The sequence below is a fragment of the Wocania arenilitoris genome (assembly GCF_021728535.1).
Lineage (GTDB): Bacteria > Bacteroidota > Bacteroidia > Flavobacteriales > Flavobacteriaceae > Wocania_A > Wocania_A arenilitoris.
Genome location: NZ_JAKKDU010000015.1, coordinates 44,541 through 63,144 on the forward strand (window position 1 = coordinate 44,541; position 18,604 = coordinate 63,144).

The 18,604-nt window shown below is 31.6% G+C and carries 15 protein-coding genes and 1 pseudogene; 6 read left to right on the plus strand and 10 right to left on the minus strand.

What is annotated here, in order from left to right:
* Positions 1 to 25: 25 nt before the first annotated feature.
* From L3X37_RS12385 to L3X37_RS12395, 3 genes are read left to right on the plus strand one after another with little or no spacing between them, the layout of a single operon-like run.
* Positions 26 to 589, plus strand: a complete 564-nt coding sequence (locus L3X37_RS12385) for an RNA polymerase sigma factor (protein WP_237240491.1) — start codon at positions 26 to 28, stop codon at positions 587 to 589.
* Positions 590 to 599: 10 nt separating this feature from the next.
* Positions 600 to 1,163 carry a hypothetical protein gene (locus L3X37_RS12390; protein ID WP_237240492.1) on the plus strand — a complete coding sequence of 188 codons (564 nt, stop codon included), beginning with the start codon at positions 600 to 602 and terminating at the stop codon, positions 1,161 to 1,163.
* Between the two features lie 53 nt (positions 1,164 to 1,216).
* Positions 1,217 to 1,945 carry a head GIN domain-containing protein gene (locus L3X37_RS12395; protein ID WP_237240493.1) on the plus strand — a complete coding sequence of 243 codons (729 nt, stop codon included), beginning with the start codon at positions 1,217 to 1,219 and terminating at the stop codon, positions 1,943 to 1,945.
* Positions 1,946 to 1,999: 54 nt separating this feature from the next.
* Here the strand turns inward: L3X37_RS12395 and L3X37_RS12400 are convergent, their stop codons facing one another.
* Positions 2,000 to 3,343: an MFS transporter gene (locus tag L3X37_RS12400; RefSeq protein ID WP_237240494.1), complete on the minus strand. Its 1,344-nt coding sequence runs from the start codon at positions 3,341 to 3,343 to the stop codon at positions 2,000 to 2,002.
* A gap of 170 nt (positions 3,344 to 3,513) precedes the next feature.
* Positions 3,514 to 4,329, minus strand: coding sequence for a M48 family metallopeptidase (locus L3X37_RS12405; protein WP_237240495.1), 816 nt, complete (start codon positions 4,327 to 4,329; stop codon positions 3,514 to 3,516).
* 172 nt (positions 4,330 to 4,501) lie between these two features.
* Between L3X37_RS12405 and msrB the strand changes: the two genes are divergently transcribed.
* Positions 4,502 to 4,984, plus strand: coding sequence for a peptide-methionine (R)-S-oxide reductase MsrB (gene msrB / locus L3X37_RS12410; protein ID WP_237240496.1), 483 nt, complete (start codon positions 4,502 to 4,504; stop codon positions 4,982 to 4,984).
* Between the two features lie 54 nt (positions 4,985 to 5,038).
* On the opposite strand, the pseudogene tnpA reads toward msrB, so the two are convergent.
* A pseudogene (gene tnpA / locus L3X37_RS12415) lies at positions 5,039 to 5,487 on the minus strand (IS200/IS605 family transposase).
* A gap of 139 nt (positions 5,488 to 5,626) precedes the next feature.
* On the opposite strand from tnpA, the gene L3X37_RS12420 reads away from it, so the two are divergent.
* Together L3X37_RS12420 and miaA are read left to right on the plus strand one after the other, a co-directional pair.
* Positions 5,627 to 6,496: an ion transporter gene (locus tag L3X37_RS12420; protein WP_237240497.1), complete on the plus strand. Its 870-nt coding sequence runs from the start codon at positions 5,627 to 5,629 to the stop codon at positions 6,494 to 6,496.
* Positions 6,489 to 7,394: a tRNA (adenosine(37)-N6)-dimethylallyltransferase MiaA gene (gene miaA, locus L3X37_RS12425; protein WP_237240498.1), complete on the plus strand. Its 906-nt coding sequence runs from the start codon at positions 6,489 to 6,491 to the stop codon at positions 7,392 to 7,394. The genes L3X37_RS12420 and miaA overlap by 8 nt, the downstream gene beginning before the upstream one ends.
* Here the strand turns inward: miaA and L3X37_RS12430 are convergent.
* From L3X37_RS12430 to guaA, 7 genes are all read right to left on the minus strand, one after another.
* Positions 7,391 to 10,039 (minus strand): DNA gyrase/topoisomerase IV subunit A, encoded by a 2,649-nt coding sequence (locus L3X37_RS12430; protein WP_237240499.1) that lies wholly within the window; start codon positions 10,037 to 10,039, stop codon positions 7,391 to 7,393. The genes miaA and L3X37_RS12430 overlap by 4 nt on opposite strands.
* Positions 10,040 to 10,203: 164 nt before the next feature.
* Positions 10,204 to 12,060, minus strand: a complete 1,857-nt coding sequence (locus tag L3X37_RS12435; RefSeq protein WP_237240500.1) for a DNA topoisomerase IV subunit B — start codon at positions 12,058 to 12,060, stop codon at positions 10,204 to 10,206.
* Positions 12,061 to 12,176: 116 nt separating this feature from the next.
* The gene (locus tag L3X37_RS12440; RefSeq protein WP_237240501.1) at positions 12,177 to 13,082 is read right to left on the minus strand and encodes a DMT family transporter; all 906 of its coding nucleotides are present in this window, start codon (positions 13,080 to 13,082) and stop codon (positions 12,177 to 12,179) included.
* An 83-nt stretch (positions 13,083 to 13,165) separates the two neighbouring features.
* Positions 13,166 to 13,618, minus strand: a complete 453-nt coding sequence (locus tag L3X37_RS12445; protein WP_237240502.1) for an SRPBCC family protein — start codon at positions 13,616 to 13,618, stop codon at positions 13,166 to 13,168.
* 72 nt (positions 13,619 to 13,690) lie between these two features.
* On the minus strand, positions 13,691 to 14,785 hold the full coding sequence (ychF, locus tag L3X37_RS12450; protein WP_237240503.1) for a redox-regulated ATPase YchF: 1,095 nt from the start codon (positions 14,783 to 14,785) through the stop codon (positions 13,691 to 13,693).
* 144 nt (positions 14,786 to 14,929) lie between these two features.
* On the minus strand, positions 14,930 to 16,855 hold the full coding sequence (locus L3X37_RS12455) for a PBP1 and LysM peptidoglycan-binding domain-containing protein (protein ID WP_237240504.1): 1,926 nt from the start codon (positions 16,853 to 16,855) through the stop codon (positions 14,930 to 14,932).
* A 198-nt stretch (positions 16,856 to 17,053) separates the two neighbouring features.
* Positions 17,054 to 18,589 carry a glutamine-hydrolyzing GMP synthase gene (gene guaA, locus L3X37_RS12460; RefSeq protein ID WP_237240505.1) on the minus strand — a complete coding sequence of 512 codons (1,536 nt, stop codon included), beginning with the start codon at positions 18,587 to 18,589 and terminating at the stop codon, positions 17,054 to 17,056.
* Positions 18,590 to 18,604: the final 15 nt, after the last annotated feature.

An 18,604-nucleotide genomic window follows, 5' to 3' on the forward strand; every position in this document is an offset into this window, starting at 1 on the left:
TCTATATTATAACAACTTGTTTTTTTTGACGTCAACCAAACTAAATACTGAGCAGCTCATACAACTTTGCATATCTGGAAACCAATCTGCACAATTGGAAATTTATAACAGATACTACAAAGCCATGTATAATGCGTCTTTTAGAATTGTAAAAAACAGTTTTTTAGCTGAAGATATTATGCAAGATTCATTTTTGTTAGCATTTACCAAACTAAATGAACTTAAAGACATTAAAATATTTGGTGCTTGGTTAAAACGAATTGTTATAAATAATAGCATTTATCATTATAAAAAAACTAATAAAATTCAAAAAGTTCCTTTAGATGATGTGCTATATAAAGTTGAAGATAATTATAATGGTATTGAAAAAAACAACGAATATTCAAACCAAAAAGTAAAAGACATTTTAAACACGATTAAAACATTAAAAGATAATTATAGAATTGCACTAACTCTTAACCTAATTGAAGGTTATGATTATGATGAAATAAGTAAAATTATGAATATTACAAATGCTAATTGCAGAACAACAATCTCGAGAGCAAAAGAAAACTTAAGACAAAAATTACAACTTAAATTGGCACAATAAAAATTAAGTAATGAGTAACAATAATTTAAACGATTTGTTTGAAAATCTAGAAAACAGGTTTGATGTTGAAACACCTAATTTAGGTCATCAACAACGTTTTTTTAATAAGTTAGTTAAGCAAAATAAAAACAATGAAGTTTATATTAAAACTTTAACTTCTAAGAGCAAACTCTGGAAGCCATTTATAGGAATTGCAGCCTCTTTTGCTTTACTTGTTTCAGTATTTGTATTTATAAATCAACATAATTCACAAATAGATTTATCTGAAATTTCACCTGAAATGGCACAAACACAAACTGTATTTACTACTATGTTTAATAATGAATTAAGTAAAATAAACAGTGAAGAAATGCCAGAGTACCAAGATTTAATTGTAGATGCGCTTTACAATATTAAAGTTATTGAAGAAGATTACAATCAGTTAATTATTGGATTAAATGAAAATCCTAATGATCAATTAATTATGTCGGCAATGATTTTAAACTTTCAAAGCAGAATAGACATCCTGCAAGACGTTATGCAAGAAATAGAAAAAGCAGAAAAATCAACAAAAAACGAACCTAATATTATATAACATTTAAAATCAATTTTTTTCGCTAAAGCGGAAAAGTAAAAAGCCTAAACAAAATGAAAAAAATAATTACAACATCAATTTTTGCATTATTATTAGTTACAGCTACTAATGCCCAAAACTGGGGAAAGAAAAAAATTAAAGGAAACGGCAACGTTACTACTGAAACAAGAACAACTGGAGATTATGACGGTATTAAATGCGCGGGATCTATGGATTTTATATTAGTTTCTGGTAAAGAAGGGCAAATTAAGATAGAAGGCGAATCAAATTTACTTGAATATATAGTAACCGAAATAAAAGACAAAAAACTTATTGTAAAAGTAAAAAAAGGAGTAAATATAAGCTCTAGTAAAAATAAAGGAATTAAAATAACTATTCCTTTTAAAGATATTAATAATGTATCTCTTGCAGGATCAGGCGATGTGGTAAGTCAAGACCAAATAATTACTAATAACCTAAACGTATCATTAGCTGGTTCCGGTGATATTATACTAGATATAAAAACACAATCTGTTAAAGGTGCAGTTGCTGGTTCTGGAGATATTTCTCTAAAAGGAAGCACTAATAAGTTGGTGGCTAAGGTTGCTGGTTCTGGAGATTTTAATTCGTACGGTTTAAATTCTAATGATGCAGAGGTTTCTGTTGCTGGTTCTGGCGATGTAAAAGTATCTGCTAGTAACAACCTTAAAGCAAGAGTTGCTGGTTCTGGTGATGTTACTTACCGTGGTAACCCAAAAGTAGACAAAAAAGTAGCGGGCTCTGGAGACATTTCGAAAGATTAGTCTTAAACAAATCATAAAAAAGGCGATACAAATTGTATCGCTTTTTTTATGCCATTATTTTTTTATTTCTTGTTTTGGCACTCTAAATAACAAAATAATTCCACCTAAAAAGAAAATAAACAAGAATAGAATTCCGTTTCTCATACTTCCCGTTATTTGGTCTATAAATGCGAAAATTACCATACCTATAACAATACCTATTTTTTCGGCTACATCATAAAAGCTAAAAAAAGACGTAGTATCATCGGTTTCTGGTAAAAATTTAGAATAGGTTGATCTCGCTAAGGCTTGAATACCACCCATTACTAAACCAACTACTGATGCCGCAATATAAAACTGAATTGGTGTTTGCATAAAATAAGCGTAAAAACATAGGCACATCCAAATACCATTTATTGCAATAAGCGTTTTTATATTTCCATATTTATTTGAAGCTCTTGATGTTAATATAGCACCAAAAACAGCAACTATTTGTATTACTAAAATACTAATAATTAAACCCATTGTTTTTTCGCTATCTCCCCCCCAATCAATCTCTTCTTCACCAAAATAAACTGCTACTAGCATAATGGTTTGTACGGCCATACTAAATACAAAAAACGCATACAAATACCGTTTTAATCTTAAGTTTTGTTTGAGTTGTTTCCAAACTAGCTTTAATTCTTTTAAGCCATTAAAAATAACAGCTCGTGTTACTTTATGACCAGAAGACATACCTTTTGGTAAATAATAAAATGAGTACTGACTAAATAAAGCCCACCAAATACCAACGGTTACAAATGAATATCTCATAGCTACTTGAGCCGCTGTCTCTATAACTTCTCCATTTTCAGCAAGCTTATCCTTTAATGAGAAAACATCAGGATACATAGTCATAGCTAAATTTAAAATTAGTAATAACACACTACCAATATATCCCATAGAAAAACCTTTAGCACTAATGGCATCCTGCTGCTCTTCAAAAGCTATATCTGGCAAGTAAGAATTGTAAAATACCAAACTCCCCCAATACCCAATAAGTCCCATAAAATAAAACAACAAGCTTAAATGGATATTTTCTATACTAAACCAATACAGACCAATACACCCAACACTTCCTAGATAACAAAAGAATTTTAAAAAGTTTTTCTTGTTTCCAACATAATCTGCAATACCAGACAAAATTGGTGACGTAAAAGCTACTACCAAAAACGTAAATGCAGTAACAAAAGTTATTAGAGCAGTACTTTTAAAGTCCATCCCAAAAGCTTGAACATTTTTAGTTTCTGATATAAATAGTGATGAATAAAAAATCGGGAATATCGATGATGCTATGGTAAGCGTATAAACGGAATTTGCCCAATCGTAAAACGCCCAAGCATTAAGAAGTTTTTCACTCCCTTTTTTAAGTTGATTCATAAAAAGTATTTAGCTTTAATAAATAAACTTTTATCACATGATTGATGAGATCCCAACCTGCATTGGGATTATTAAAACAAGACATTATCATTTCTTATTTTAATAAAAAAAGCTGCTCTTTTTATGAGCAGCTTCTAAGGTAATCAAATATTTTAAAAAAGATAAATTTATTATCTGAATGATGTTACACCAAACTTTTTAGCTTCATCTTTTGCTTTAGGTGCCAATGCTTTTAAGTTTGCAATACGCGAATCGTTTGATGGATGTGTGCTTAAAATTTCTGGTGGTACTTGTCCGCTACTATTAGCTTTCATACGTTTCCATAATTCGGCAGCTTCATCTGGGTTATATCCAGCAACAGCCATTAAATACAATCCTATTTTATCAGCCTCAGTTTCATGGCTCCTGCTAAAAGGTAACATTACACCAACTTGAGAACCAACTCCATAATATTGGTTAAAAGCATTTCTAGATTTTTCATCTTTAATAGCAACATTCCCAGCAATAGCAACACCTGCTTGTAAATAAGCTGCACTCATACGCTGTTGACCATGATTAGCTAAAGCATGAGCCACTTCGTGACCCATAATAGCTGCAACGCCTGTTTCACTTTTAGCAATGGGTAATATTCCAGTATAAAAAACAATTTTACCGCCAGGCATACACCAAGCATTTACTGTTTTATCATCAACTAAATTATATTCCCATTTGTAATCTTTTAAATATCCTTGATACCCATTTGCGTTTAACCAACGCTCTGCAGCAACAGCGATACGTTGTCCTACACGCTTAATCATTTCTGCATCTTTTGTTCCTGTTAACACTTTATTTTCAGTTAAAAACTGATCGTATTGAGCAAAAGCCGTTGGAAATAACTGAGAATTTGGCACTAACGCCATGGTTTTTTTTCCTGTAAATGGGTTTTCAGCACACGAAAAAATCAATAATGCTATCCCAAATAGTGCTAGTATATTTTTTAGTTTCATTATTTATAGGGTTTAAATATTTTATAAAAATACAAAAATTGTACCTTTAATTTTTTAGACACAACGTTTATTAAATGGTCACATAAAATTTTAAAGCTTATCTCTTTTATTTTGTTAAGTTTTTAAATAGTGTTCGACCAATATTAAAAACCTCAATTATTCAAAACTTCATATGAAAAAGTTATTATTATTTTGCATAACTACCATGTTTATTAGCTGTAACAGTTCTGCTCAAAAAAAAGAGGACAAAAAACCAAAAACCTTTAAAGTTATTAAAAGTGAAAGTGAATGGAAAGCTGAATTATCTCCTGAAGCTTTTTACGTTTTACGAAAAGCGGGAACTGAGCGCCCATTTACCAGCCCTTTAAATAAAAACTATAAAGAAGGTACCTATCAATGTGCTGGTTGCAATACACCCTTGTTTAAAAGTAAACATAAATTTGATTCTGGTAGCGGTTGGCCTAGTTTTGATAGAGAAATAAAAGGTAATGTAAGTTTTTCTACAGATTACGATTTAGGCTATGCTAGAACTGAGGAGCATTGTGCTACCTGTGGTGGACATTTAGGGCATGTTTTTAACGACGGACCAAAAAATACTACAGGAAAAAGACACTGCATTAATGGAGTTTCTCTAAAATTTGTTCCAGAAAAGTAAAGCATCAAATTTCAACAATGAACTACCCCGCAGCAAGCTGACGAGGTATCAGAATTACTCAAATAACCTTAACTGGCTTGAGTGAATCTGTTTATACTCTTTTTGTTTTCCTTGGTTTTTCAAATATGCAATTATAACCTCTTATTAGCGTACTGATCAACAGTATTAACATAATAACCATCTGACCAAAATTGACCTCCCCATAATTGTTCCTTTACTTCTGGATGAAATCGAAAAACTTCACGTGCTATTATACTTTTTACTGTTTGAACTATTTGCTTTGGTGAATACATCGGTACGCTCTGAACTAAAAAATGAACATGATTCTCATCCAATCCAACCTCCACAAAATATATGTCATATCGAAATTCTATCTCTGAACATGTTTGTACAACACATTTACTTACTTCTTCTGTCAAAATTGAGCGCCGATAATTTATTGGACAAACCAAATGGTATAACAATAAACTCTTATTGTGTCTCTTGTAGATATGATCACTCATAAATCCAATATACACTTTTTCAAAGTGTTTTGAAAAACCATCCGTTTTTCAAACTTTTCCTTTGAACCCCGCAGCAAGCTGCGAGGAATTCTTTAGATTAAAAATTAGAAAAACAAAATCTTTTACTACTTTTGAGTTTATGAGTAAATACACAAGAAACAAATGGCGACTAAAACTTCATGAAATTATTTATGAGGCTGACACTCCAGAGGGTAAGCTGTTCGATGTGGTTTTACTAATTACCATTCTAGCTAGTATTTTACTGGTCATGCTAGAAAGTGTTAATAGCATTGATAAAAACTTTCATAATTTTCTAAATATTTCAGAATGGGTTATTACCATATTATTTACTATTGAATATATCGCAAGAATTTTAACTGTTAGAAAACCTTTAAAGTACATTTTTAGTTTTTATGGTGTTATAGATTTATTATCAACCATTCCTAAATACATTTCATTAATCGTTGGTGGTGTACATGCGCTTGCTGCTTTACGTGCTTTACGATTATTGCGTGTTTTTAGAATATTAAAGCTAGCTAGATATTTGGGTGCATCAAACAATCTGGTAAATGCATTAAAAGCTAGTAAAGCAAAAATATCTGTATTCTTATTTGCAGTTATTATTGTTGCTATTATTTTAGGTACTATTATGTATTTAGTTGAAGGTGAAGAAAACGGTTTTACCAACATCCCTAAAAGTGTCTATTGGTGTATTGTAACCCTTACAACTGTGGGCTTTGGAGATATTGCACCGCAAACACCTTTAGGTCAATTTATTGCCTCGTTAGTTATGATTTTAGGTTATGGCATTATTGCTGTACCAACTGGTATTGTCTCTGCCGAATATACTAATCAAAACAAATCTGATAAAGCAAAAGAATCTAATAATGAAGAAAAAGAGGAACCTGTTCATCTTAACTCGCAATGTTGTGTAAATTGTTTATCAGAAAAGCATCAAGATGATGCTAAATTCTGCTTTAAATGTGGTTGTGAATTAAACCATGACTAAATTTTTAATTTCCATTGTTGGTCCTACTGCCATTGGCAAAACAGCTTTAAGCATTAAGCTGGCACAACATTATAACACAGATATTATTTCTGCTGATTCCAGACAGTTTTTTAAAGAAATGCAAATTGGAACTGCTGCTCCAACAAAAGAAGAATTAACAGCTGCGAAACATCATTTTATTCATCATAAATCTGTTCAAGATCATTATAACGTTGGTGCTTTTGAAAAAGATGCTTTACGCTTTTTAAACATACTTTTTAAAACTAAAAATGTGGTTATTATGGTTGGAGGTTCTGGCTTGTATGTAGATGCTGTTACTAAAGGTTTAGATGATTTTCCAGAAGTTGATAAAACTATCCGTAAATCATTAAACACAGATTTAAAAACTAAAGGGCTAGAACATTTACAAAACCAATTAAAAGCACTTGATGAAGCAACATACAATTCCATTGCTATAGATAATCCTCATCGTGTAATTCGTGCCCTAGAAATTTGTTTAGGTTCAGGCAAACCCTATTCTTCATTTATAAATAAAGAGAAAAATAAACGCCATTTTAAAACCATTACAATTGGCTTGAAAGCTGACCGCGAAATTATTTATAACCGTATAAATCAACGTGTGGATTTTATGGTTGATAGCGGGTTACTTGAAGAAGTAAAAAACCTATTACCTTTTCAAGAATTAAATGCATTAAATACAGTAGGTTATAAAGAATTATTCAATTACTTAAATGGAGAGTGGACTTTAGATTTTGCAATTTCAGAAATTAAAAAAAATACACGCCGTTTTGCAAAACGACAGCTAACGTGGTTTAAAAGAAACGAAAACACCCTATGGTTTGATTATTTATCAAATACTGATAATATTATCAACTCTATTGAAAAAGAAATGGGTTAAAATAAAGTAATTTGTCCTTCATCATCGATTTCGAGGTCATTAGAATCGTTTGCTTCTTTTTTATCTTTAGAATCTTCTGTAGAAATTTCGGTTTCATCTATCACTTCAATCTCATCAGCTGGAGTAGTTTCTGGAGCCTCAAAAGGGATTGGATCTAACAAATTAATTTGATTAACTTTTTCTTTTGTAAGTTGATTTCCCAGAGCATTAATACCTTTAATAGCAATAAATTCTTCAAGATTAATTTCTAAATTGTCTTTTCTGACCTTACCACGTTCTTTAGCAAAAACCAATTCTGCCATAGGTTTCCAATCGGTTGAAACAATTTCTAATTGGGATTTTGGATGATCGGAAATGAATAATTCTTCTCTACCTTCATTTTCAATTAAAAAGCGTTTAACGTAGTACAATTCTTTTTCTCCATTAAAATAAATAGCAGAAACAGGCTTTTTCGGAATCCATTTTTCCATAACAATCATGTCATCATCAAAATGCATCGTAACTTCTGGAGTTACTGTTTTAACAATACCAGATTGCGTAATGATTAACAATTTATCTTCACCTCTAAACTCACCTACTAATTCTCCTCTTCCATCAACATTTAAACGCTGTACTGCATCATCAAACCATATTTTACGGGGCTTTAAAGTAGATACACCTTTTTCCTTTAACTCAACACGTTTTATGGTATATTTGGTTACCAAATTACCTTTTGATGTACGCCCTTTAATTAAAATATCAGCAAAATCAATATCCCATTTAAGCTTTTTAATGCTACCCGTATGTCTTAAATTTACCGATACGACCTCAGCTTCTCCATTAGGGTTTGCAGAGAAATATAATACTACTGAGTTTTTATTACCATTGGTTAAATCGTAATCTTTATCGCGTGTAATACTGGTTACAGCAAAACGTTTTATATATGACGGACCACCTTTTCCATCACGATAAATCATATTATAAATAGTACGCTTATCTTTCTTTTTAAATACCGCTACATGAATAATATCTTTACCAATAAAGGTTTTACTATCAACTTTGGTCACCATCATTTTACCTTCTTTGGTAAAAACAATAATATCGTCTATATCACTACAATCACAAACATATTCGTCGCGTCGTAACGATGTACCAATAAAACCTTCTTCTCTATTTACATAAAGTTTGGTGTTTCTAATCACAACTTTAGTAGCATCAACGTCATCAAAAATTCTTATTTCGGTTTTACGCTCTCGTCCTTTACCATATTCCTTTTTTAATCTTGTAAAATAGGCAATAGCATAATCAATAAGATTTGCTAAGTGATGTTTTATCTGGGCTATTTGATCTTCTAAAGCATCAATTTTTTGTTGCGCTTTATCGATATCGAATTTAGAAATACGTTTGATTCGAATTTCAGTTAAACGCACAATATCGTCTTCGGTAATGGCTCGTTTTAAATGTTTTATATGAGGTTGAAGCCCTTTATCAATAGCCGAAATCACCCCTTCCCAAGTTTCTTCTTCTTCAATATCTCGGTAAATTCTATTTTCAATAAAAATACGTTCTAAAGATGCGAAGTGCCACTGTTCTTCTAATTCATTAAGCTTAATTTCTAGCTCTTGTTTTAAAAGTTGAACCGTGTTATCTGTTGAACGACGTAGCATTTCTGTAACTCCAATAAATAGAGGTTTATTATCTTCAATTACACAACCTAAAGGTGAGATTGATGATTCGCAACTTGTAAATGCATACAACGCATCGATTGTTTTATCTGGAGATAAACCTGATGGTAAATGAATTAAAATTTCAACCTCGGCAGCTGTATTGTCTTCAATCTTTTTAACTTTAATTTTACCTTTATCGTTGGCTTTTAAAATAGAATCTATTAATGTTGTTGTTGTTGTGCCGAAAGGAATCTCAGTAATTACTAAAGTGTTTTTATTTAGCTGAGAAATTTTTGCGCGTACGCGTACTTTTCCGCCACGGTTTCCATCATTATAATTAGAAAAATCTGCAATGCCTGCTGTTGGAAAATCTGGTAAAATAGTAAAACGCTTACCTTGTAAGTGCTTTATAGAAGCCTCAATTAGTTCAATAAAATTATGAGGCAATATTTTAGTTGATAAACCTACTGCAATGCCTTCGCCGCCTTGTGCCAAAAGCAACGGAAACATAACGGGAAGATTAACTGGCTCTTTACGTCTGCCATCATAACTAGCTTGCCACTCGGTAATTTTTGGATTATAAACAACATCTAATCCAAACTTAGAAATTCTAGCTTCAATATAACGCGATGCTGCTGCCCTATCACCTGTTAAAATGTTTCCCCAGTTTCCTTGAGTATCTATCAACAAATCTTTCTGACCAATTTGTACCATGGCATCGGCAATACTTGCATCACCATGCGGATGATACTGCATCGTATGCCCAACAATATTTGCAACCTTGTTGTAACGTCCATCATCCAAATCCTTCATGGAATGCATAATACGACGTTGCACAGGTTTAAAGCCATCTTCAATTGCTGGTACAGCACGCTCTAGTATAACATAAGAGGCATAATCTAAAAACCAATCTTTATACATGCCCGTAACTCGGGTTATGGTTTCTTGAGGCTCCTCTTGATTGTATTTGTTTTCTAAATCGTCGTTTTCTTCTATCATTACTCCTATTCCTGCGCAGGCAGGAATCTTATTGTTTTAAACTCAATTTTAATAAAATGGATTCCTGCTTTCGCAGGAATGACAACCACATTATATTTTTTATTTTGCCACGAATTCACAAATATAAATTCTAAAGTAATTAAAAAACATTCGTGTATTTGTGGCTATTGTTCTTCAATTAAATCCAACTCCACCTTCAAATTATCAATAATAAATTCTTGTCGTGTTGGTGTGTTTTTTCCCATGTAAAAAGACAATAATTCTTCAATAGACATATTATCATCTAACATAATAGGGTCTAAACGAATATCATCTCCAATAAAATGCTTAAACTCATCTGGTGAGATTTCACCTAACCCTTTAAATCGTGTAATTTCTGGTTTAGGCTTTAGTTTTTCAATAGCATTGCGTCGTTCGTCCTCAGAATAACAATAAATGGTTTCTTTTTTGTTACGCACTCTAAATAGTGGTGTTTGTAATATATATAAATGCCCTTCTTTTATAACTTCAGGAAAAAATTGCAAAAAGAAAGTTATTAATAGCAAGCGAATATGCATCCCATCTACATCGGCATCTGTAGCGATAACAACATTATTATAGCGTAAATCCTCTAAAGATTCTTCAATATTTAACGCCGCTTGAAGCAGGTTAAACTCTTCATTTTCATAAACAATCTTTTTGCTTAATCCATAACAGTTTAATGGTTTTCCTTTTAAGCTAAAAACTGCTTGAGTGTTAACATCTCTAGACTTTGTAATACTACCAGATGCTGAATCTCCCTCGGTAATAAACAAGGTGGTTTCTAAGTTTCTTTCATTCTTAGTATCTCCAAAATGAATACGACAATCGCGTAGCTTTTTATTATGAAGATTAGCCTTTTTCGCTCTATCTTTTGCTAGTTTTCTAATACCTGATAATTCTTTACGCTCACGCTCAGCTTGAAGAATTTTACGCTGAATTTTCTCAGCAGTATCAGCATTTTTGTGTAAAAAATTGTCTAACTGTGTTTTTACAAAATCGTTAATATAGGTGCGTACCGTAGGTAAATCACCACCCATATCTGTTGAGCCTAATTTGGTTTTTGTTTGACTTTCAAAAACAGGTTCCATTACTTTTATAGCAATGGCACTTACTACCGATTTTCGAATATCTGAAGCATCATAGTTTTTACCAAAATATTCTCTAATTGTTTTAACCAAAGATTCTCGAAATGCATTTAAATGTGTTCCTCCTTGAGTAGTATTTTGTCCGTTTACAAATGAGTGATATTCTTCACTATACTGCGTTTTACTATGGGTTAAAGCAATTTCGATATCATCACCACGAAGATGAATTATTGGGTATAACCTATCTGATTCATTAATATTTTCACTTAATAAATCTTTTAATCCGTTTTCACTAAAATATTTTTCGCCATTAAAAACTATGGTTAAACCTGGATTTAAATATACATAGTTTTTAAGCATTTTAACTATGTATTCATTCCTAAATTTATAGTTTTTAAAAATTATTTCATCTGGAATAAAAGAAACTTTAGTACCTTTTCTACGTGAGGTATCTTCTAATAACTCTTGGTTAGTTAAATTACCTTGTTCAAATTCTGCAGAAGCGCTTTTATTATCTCTTGTAGACTCTACGCGAAAAAATGATGATAAAGCATTTACAGCTTTAGTACCAACACCATTTAAACCTACTGATTTTTTAAAAGCTTTGGAGTCGTACTTACCCCCAGTATTCATTTTAGAAACCACATCAACCACTTTCCCTAAAGGAATCCCACGACCATAATCGCGCACTGTAACTTTAGCGCCTTGAATGGAAATTTCTATAGTTTTTCCAGCTCCCATAACATACTCATCAATAGAGTTGTCAAGTACTTCTTTTAAAAGAATATAAATACCATCGTCTGGAGATGAACCATCACCCAATTTACCAATATACATACCTGGACGCATACGAATATGCTCTTTCCAGTCTAGCGAGCGTATATTATCTTCAGTATAATTGGATTGTACAGCCATAAAATTAAGCGAAATTTAATGATAGGACGCTAATATAACACAACGCTTTAAAAAATAAAATAGCGCATCAACAAAGTAATTAACAATATAAAATTGTTTTTGTTGAGAACGTTAAATTATATGGTATTCTGCTTTTTAAGAGATACCATTAAAATACCCACAATAACGACAAAAGCTCCAAATAGTTGTAATAATGTAAGTTTTTCGTTTAAAAATATAGCGGCTAAAATTATTGTAGAAATTGGACCTACACCTGCTAGTATAGCAAAATTTGAAGAACTTATCATTTTAATAGATTGTGAGACTAAATACGATGGAATAACAGTTGCAAAAATAGCAATTAAAAACCCTAAAATGTAAACTTGCCAAGGGTAGCCCAAAACACTTGTATTAGGTGTTAAAATAAAATGAATAAACACACAAAAACAAGACACTAGCATTGCATAAGATGTAAACTTTACAACTCCAAACTTAGGAATTAACCATCCGCTGCCAACTAAATATGATGCGTATGTTATAGCACTTAGTAAAATAAAAAAACCTCCTAAATAAGCATTTGTACCAGAAATAACAACTTCATCCCAAAAAGCTATTATAATCCCAAAATAAGTCAATACTATTGCACCTTTTTGAATATTTGAAATCTGCTTTTTTAGAAATATTCTATTTAATAACAAAACAATAGTTGGGTATAGAAATAAAATAATGCGCTCTAAACTTGCCTTGATATAAGTTAGTCCAACAAAATCAAAATAACTAGCTAAATAATACCCAACAAATCCAAAAAATATGATCCAAACGTAATTACGCTTTGTAATGACACTATGAGTTTGTTTTTTTCTATAAAACAAAACAATAGCAAGGTAAAAAGGAAAAGCAAATATCATTCTTAAAAGTAAAACATTTATTGCATCAACATTGTATTGATATGCTAGTTTTACCATTACAGCTTTTGATGAAAAAAGGACAATTCCTAGTAGCCCTAATAAAATCCCGTATATAAACGTTCTTGGTTTTTGCATAGAACGAATATAGATGAGTTTAAATTATAAGTTTTCTTGTAAGAGTTTGTTTTACGACGTTCAAAACGAGAAAAAATAGAACATCAAATAGATTCGGCTTTCTGTTTTAAAAATTGATTTCTTGTTTTTAGAAGTTTACTCATATACCTTTTTAAAAACAGCCAATTTGCTAATTTGCCAAAAATACCATAAGGCGATTCAAAATTAAATTTATCAATCATTATGGTTTTATTTTCGTTTTCGCGGAAGATATGTTCGTGACGAAACGATTTAAAAGCGCCAAAAACCATTTCGTCTACAAAATAATTTGGAGCGTTAAATTCAGTAATTTTTGAGGTTAGATGCTGTACAAAACCGAAATGCTTAGCTTCCCAACTTACCCATTCTCCTAATTCTATTAAACCAGATATTTTTCCAGCAATAGCTTTTTCGTTTGAATGTTTTAAGGATTCTTGATGAGAATCAATATTACGAGCTAAATCGAAACAGGTTTTAATGTCTGCTTTAATTTCAGTTTCAATCTCTATTAATGGCATTCTTGTTGAATTTAAGAGAGTTAAAATATTAAAATTCTTACGATTAAAAAACAGTTAAGAACTTATTAAGTTTTAAACGTTAAACAAGAAATGCATCACATCGCCGTCTTTAACAATATAGTTTTTCCCTTCAACACGCATTTTACCAGCTTCTTTTACTTTAGATTCGCTACCTAAATCGACATAATCGTTATAAGCAATAACTTCTGCTCTAATAAAACCTTTTTCAAAATCGGTATGTATTACGCCTGCAGCTTGTGGCGCATTAGCTCCAATATCTATAGTCCAAGCGCGAACTTCTTTTTCACCAGCCGTAAAATAGGTTTGTTGGTTTAGCAGTTTATAGGCAGAACGGATTAATTTAGCAGAACCTGGTTCTTCAAGACCAATATCTTGAAGAAACATTTGGCGTTCTTCGTAATCATCTAATTCATTTATATCAGCTTCAGTTCCAACGGCTAGTACTAAAACCTCAGCTTTTTCATCTTTAACAGTTTCTTTTACTTGCTCTACGTACGCATTACCAGAAACCGCTGAGCCTTCTTCTACATTACAAACATACATAACTGGTTTATCGGTAATAAGTTGCAACGGTTTAACAAAATCGTTATAATCATCTTCAGAAAATTCTAAAGCTCTTACTGAAATTCCAGCTTCTAAACCTTCCTTTAATTTTAATAAAATAGCTTCTTCTTTTTGAGCTTCTTTATTACCAGTTTTTGCAGCACGTTTTACTTTATCAAACTTTTTTTCAACCGTTTCTAAATCTTTAAGTTGTAATTCCATATCGATGGTTTCCTTATCTCTAATAGGGTTTATATTACCATCAACATGCACTATATTATCATTATCAAAACATCTTAAAACATGCAGTATTGCATCGGTTTCTCTAATGTTTGCTAAAAACTGGTTACCTAAACCTTCTCCTTTACTAGCGCCTTTCACCAGTCCAGCAATATCTACAATCTCAACAGTTGCCGGTATAACGCGCTCTGGATTTACCAAAGATTCTAATTTTTCTAAACGTGGATCTGGTACATTTACCACACCAATATTAGGCTCGATAGTACAAAACGGAAAGTTTGCACTTTGGGCTTTAGCATTTGACAAACAATTAAATAAGGTTGATTTTCCAACGTTTGGTAATCCTACAATACCTGCTTTCATTTTTCTTTAGATAAATTAGATTAAAGATACAAGAACCAAGACTTTGGTTTTTGCGAGTGCAAATGTAGGTATTTAGAAATTTAGAATAAAAAAGGTTTTAATAATTGTTTAATAACAATTATAAAACGCTTGTGTAGGCAAAGCTTATTGTTTTACCTCAACAATTGTTAAATCTTGGTATTTAACTAAGTATACGCTATCGTTGTAATACCCTCCAAAAAGTTTCTTTTTGTAGCCAAACTTATTTTCTACATATTCTGTTAATGGTATATTGTTAACAGAAAGATATAAGTCTTCTGAAGTTACTATGCGTAAAACAACATCCATAGTTAAATCGAAGCCTTTTACTGCAGCACTATTTGGCGTGGTATTGTAAATTTGATTATAACGTTTTACAAAAGCATTATTATCATCTTCACTGTAAGGTTTTGATGTAGCGGCATAATGAAATTGTAATTTAGACAAATGTTCGTTTGAAACACCATCGCCATTAAAAGCATTATTCATATTAGTGGTAACCAAAGTAATTTCTACCGCTTCGGTTTTTGTTTCTTTATTTTCTTGTTTTATTAATGAAGCTAAAATACTTGTAACACCTGATATAAATCCTGAATCTTTAGTTTCAAAAAATACAATATTTTTGCCGGGTTTTAATATGTCTTCAATATCTTGCTTTGTAACATAAAATTCATCTTTACCAGTTTTCTTATTTTTTCTTGAGTATACTTGCCTTGCTTGATTAAATTCTTTTTTTAAATTATTAGATATCTCGGTATGTTTTGAATCTGAAATAATGACGATATTATCTACTAGAGTATCAGCTTTAACAAAATTAATTAAAGTAGTTTTTAAACGCTCATCGAATGGTTTAGATTGAAAAACATTATCATATAATTTTAAATCTGAACGTGTTGGAGATATCACTGGCACTTGAAAACGCCTTAGCTGAGATGCTACCCGCTCAAATGTAGGTTTAGCTAGTGGACCTATTACGGCATCAACTGTTTCAAAATCGTTATCGTCTAGTATTTTTACAACCTCACCAACTTCATTTTTAGTATCGTAAATATCTATTTTAAGTGAAACCCCCAAGGTTTTTAAAGAATCTACAGCCATTAAAACGCCTGAGTAAAAATCTAGCGAAGCATTTAAATAAAGGTCGTTAACAATACTACTTTTTGTATCTTCTTTAGATTGGAAATCTACTTTATTTAACCTAAAAGGCAGCATAACAGCAATATGTTTCGTGTTAAAATCTACAATACTATCGGTTAAATTAATTTTGTTTGATTCTTCAATTAAAACAGATTCTGAAAACGGTATTTTTAAAATCATTCCAACTTTTAAACCGCTTTCTGCTAAACCTGGATTTAAAGCTTCTAATTGTTCTTTTTTTAAACCAGTCTCTTTCTCTAAGCGATAAAAACCTTGTTTTGGCCTTACTTTATAATAACTATATTTTTCGTCAACTTCTCGCTCTTTATCATCATCAATATTAGGCACTATAATTTCTTGACCATCTTGTAAAACGTCTCCCATTTCCGGGTTAAGTTCTTCTAACTCTTTTACAGAAATTCCAAATTTATAAGCAATTCGCCATTTACCTTCTTTAGGCTGTACTATGTAATTTTTTGTTGGTTCTTCTACAATTTCTTCAGTTATTTTAAATATGGGTATTTGAAGTTTATCACCTTTTCTTAGTGTTTCTGCATATAAAAATTTGTTATACTTTTTTATATCGTCTTCAGATACATTGTACTTTTTAGCTAAACTATACAAAGTTTCTTTTCGTTTTGTTTTATGATTTTTAAAGCCTTGTAAATCTTTAACTATTTTAATTTTAGGTTTTTTAGCTTTTGAAATTGGAATAATAAGAACTGTATTGGGTTTTAGTTCGTTTTTCGCATCTGGATTTAATGCATAAATTTCTGATGGTGCTATATAATAACGTTTAGCAATAGCCTCAATAGTTTCTCCTTTTTTAACTTGATGCGTGCTGAAGTTTTGAGCATTAACATTAGAAAAACTAAAGAATAATAATAAACATAAAACGGAAAGAATTTTATTCATGTAATGTATTTTTAATTACTATACTAATACCTTTTATTTATACATATAATATGCCAAAAGAGTAAAAAACATGTTACAAATTAATAATGCTTTATTGAACTATTAATTTATATACGAACATTTTGCAAAAAACAGACAGCCTGCTTTGTGTAAATATATAATTTTATAGCACTTAATTAATTATCAAGTCACCAAATATTATTCCCATTCAATGGTTGCTGGCGGTTTAGAACTAATATCGTACACTACTCTATTAACGCCCTTTACTTTATTTATTATATCGTTTGATGTTTTTTGAAGAAACTCGTATGGCAGGTTTACCCAATCGGCAGTCATACCATCTGTACTTTCTACAGCTCTAAGGGCTACACACTTTTCGTAAGTTCGCTCATCGCCCATTACACCAACACTATTAACAGGAAGTAACATGGCGCCTGCTTGCCAAACTTTATCGTATAAACCCCAAGATTTTAATCCGTTAATAAAAATAGCATCAACCTCTTGAAGAATACGTACTTTTTCGGCAGTAATGTCACCTAAAATTCGAATCCCTAAACCAGGTCCTGGAAAAGGGTGACGACCTAATAATTCTGGATCGATACCTAAAGTACTACCAACACGCCTTACCTCATCTTTAAAAATAGCCCGAAGCGGCTCTACAATTTTAAGTTTCATAAAATCAGGTAAACCTCCAACATTATGGTGCGATTTAATAGTTGCTGATGGTCCTCCTGTGGCAGAAACACTTTCTATTACATCAGGATAAATAGTTCCTTGTGCTAACCATTTTACTTCTTCTAACTTATGTGCTTCATCATCAAAAACTTCAATAAATGAGTTTCCTATAGCTTTACGTTTTTTCTCTGGGTCTTCAATTCCTTTTAGTGCTTCTAAAAATCTATTGGAAGCATCAACGCCTTTAACATTGAGTCCCATGCCTTCATATTGTTTTAGCACACTTTCAAATTCATTTTTTCTAAGCAAACCATTATTTACAAAAATGCAATATAAGTTTTTACCAATCGCTTTGTTTAATAAAACTGCTGCCACAGTTGAGTCTACACCTCCAGAAAGCCCTAAAACAACTTTATCGTTTCCTACTTTTTCTTTTATAGCTTCAACGGTTTCTTCAACAAAAGAATCAGGGGTCCAATCTTGTTTTAAACCTGCAATGTCAACCAAGAAATTTTCTAACAATTGTTTTCCATCGGTGGAATGATATACTTCAGGATGAAATTGAATAGCGTAAGTTTCTTCGCCATTAATTCTATAAGCTGCATTTTCTACGTCGTGCGTACTTGCTATTAAAACCGCATTATCTGGTAATTTTTTAATGGTATCACTATGACTCATCCACACTTGGCTACCTGTATGAATATGAGCTAAAAAAGGCTCATTACTTTTTATAAAAGACAAGTTAGCTCGCCCATATTCACGGGTGTTTGATGGTGCTACTTCACCTCCAGAAAAATGTGCCAAATATTGTGCTCCGTAACAAACGGCTAGCATTGGTTTTTTTCCTCGAATATTACTTAAATCTGGATGAAGTGCCTCTTCACTTCTTACAGAAAATGGGCTACCTGAAAGAACTACAGCTTTGTATTCTTCTATATTTGTTGGAATTTTATTGAATGGGTGTATTTCGGAATATATGTTAAGTTCTCTAACTCTACGCGCAATAAGTTGTGTGTATTGCGATCCGAAGTCTAAAATTAATACCTTGTCGTGTTGCATGCGCAAAAGTAATAA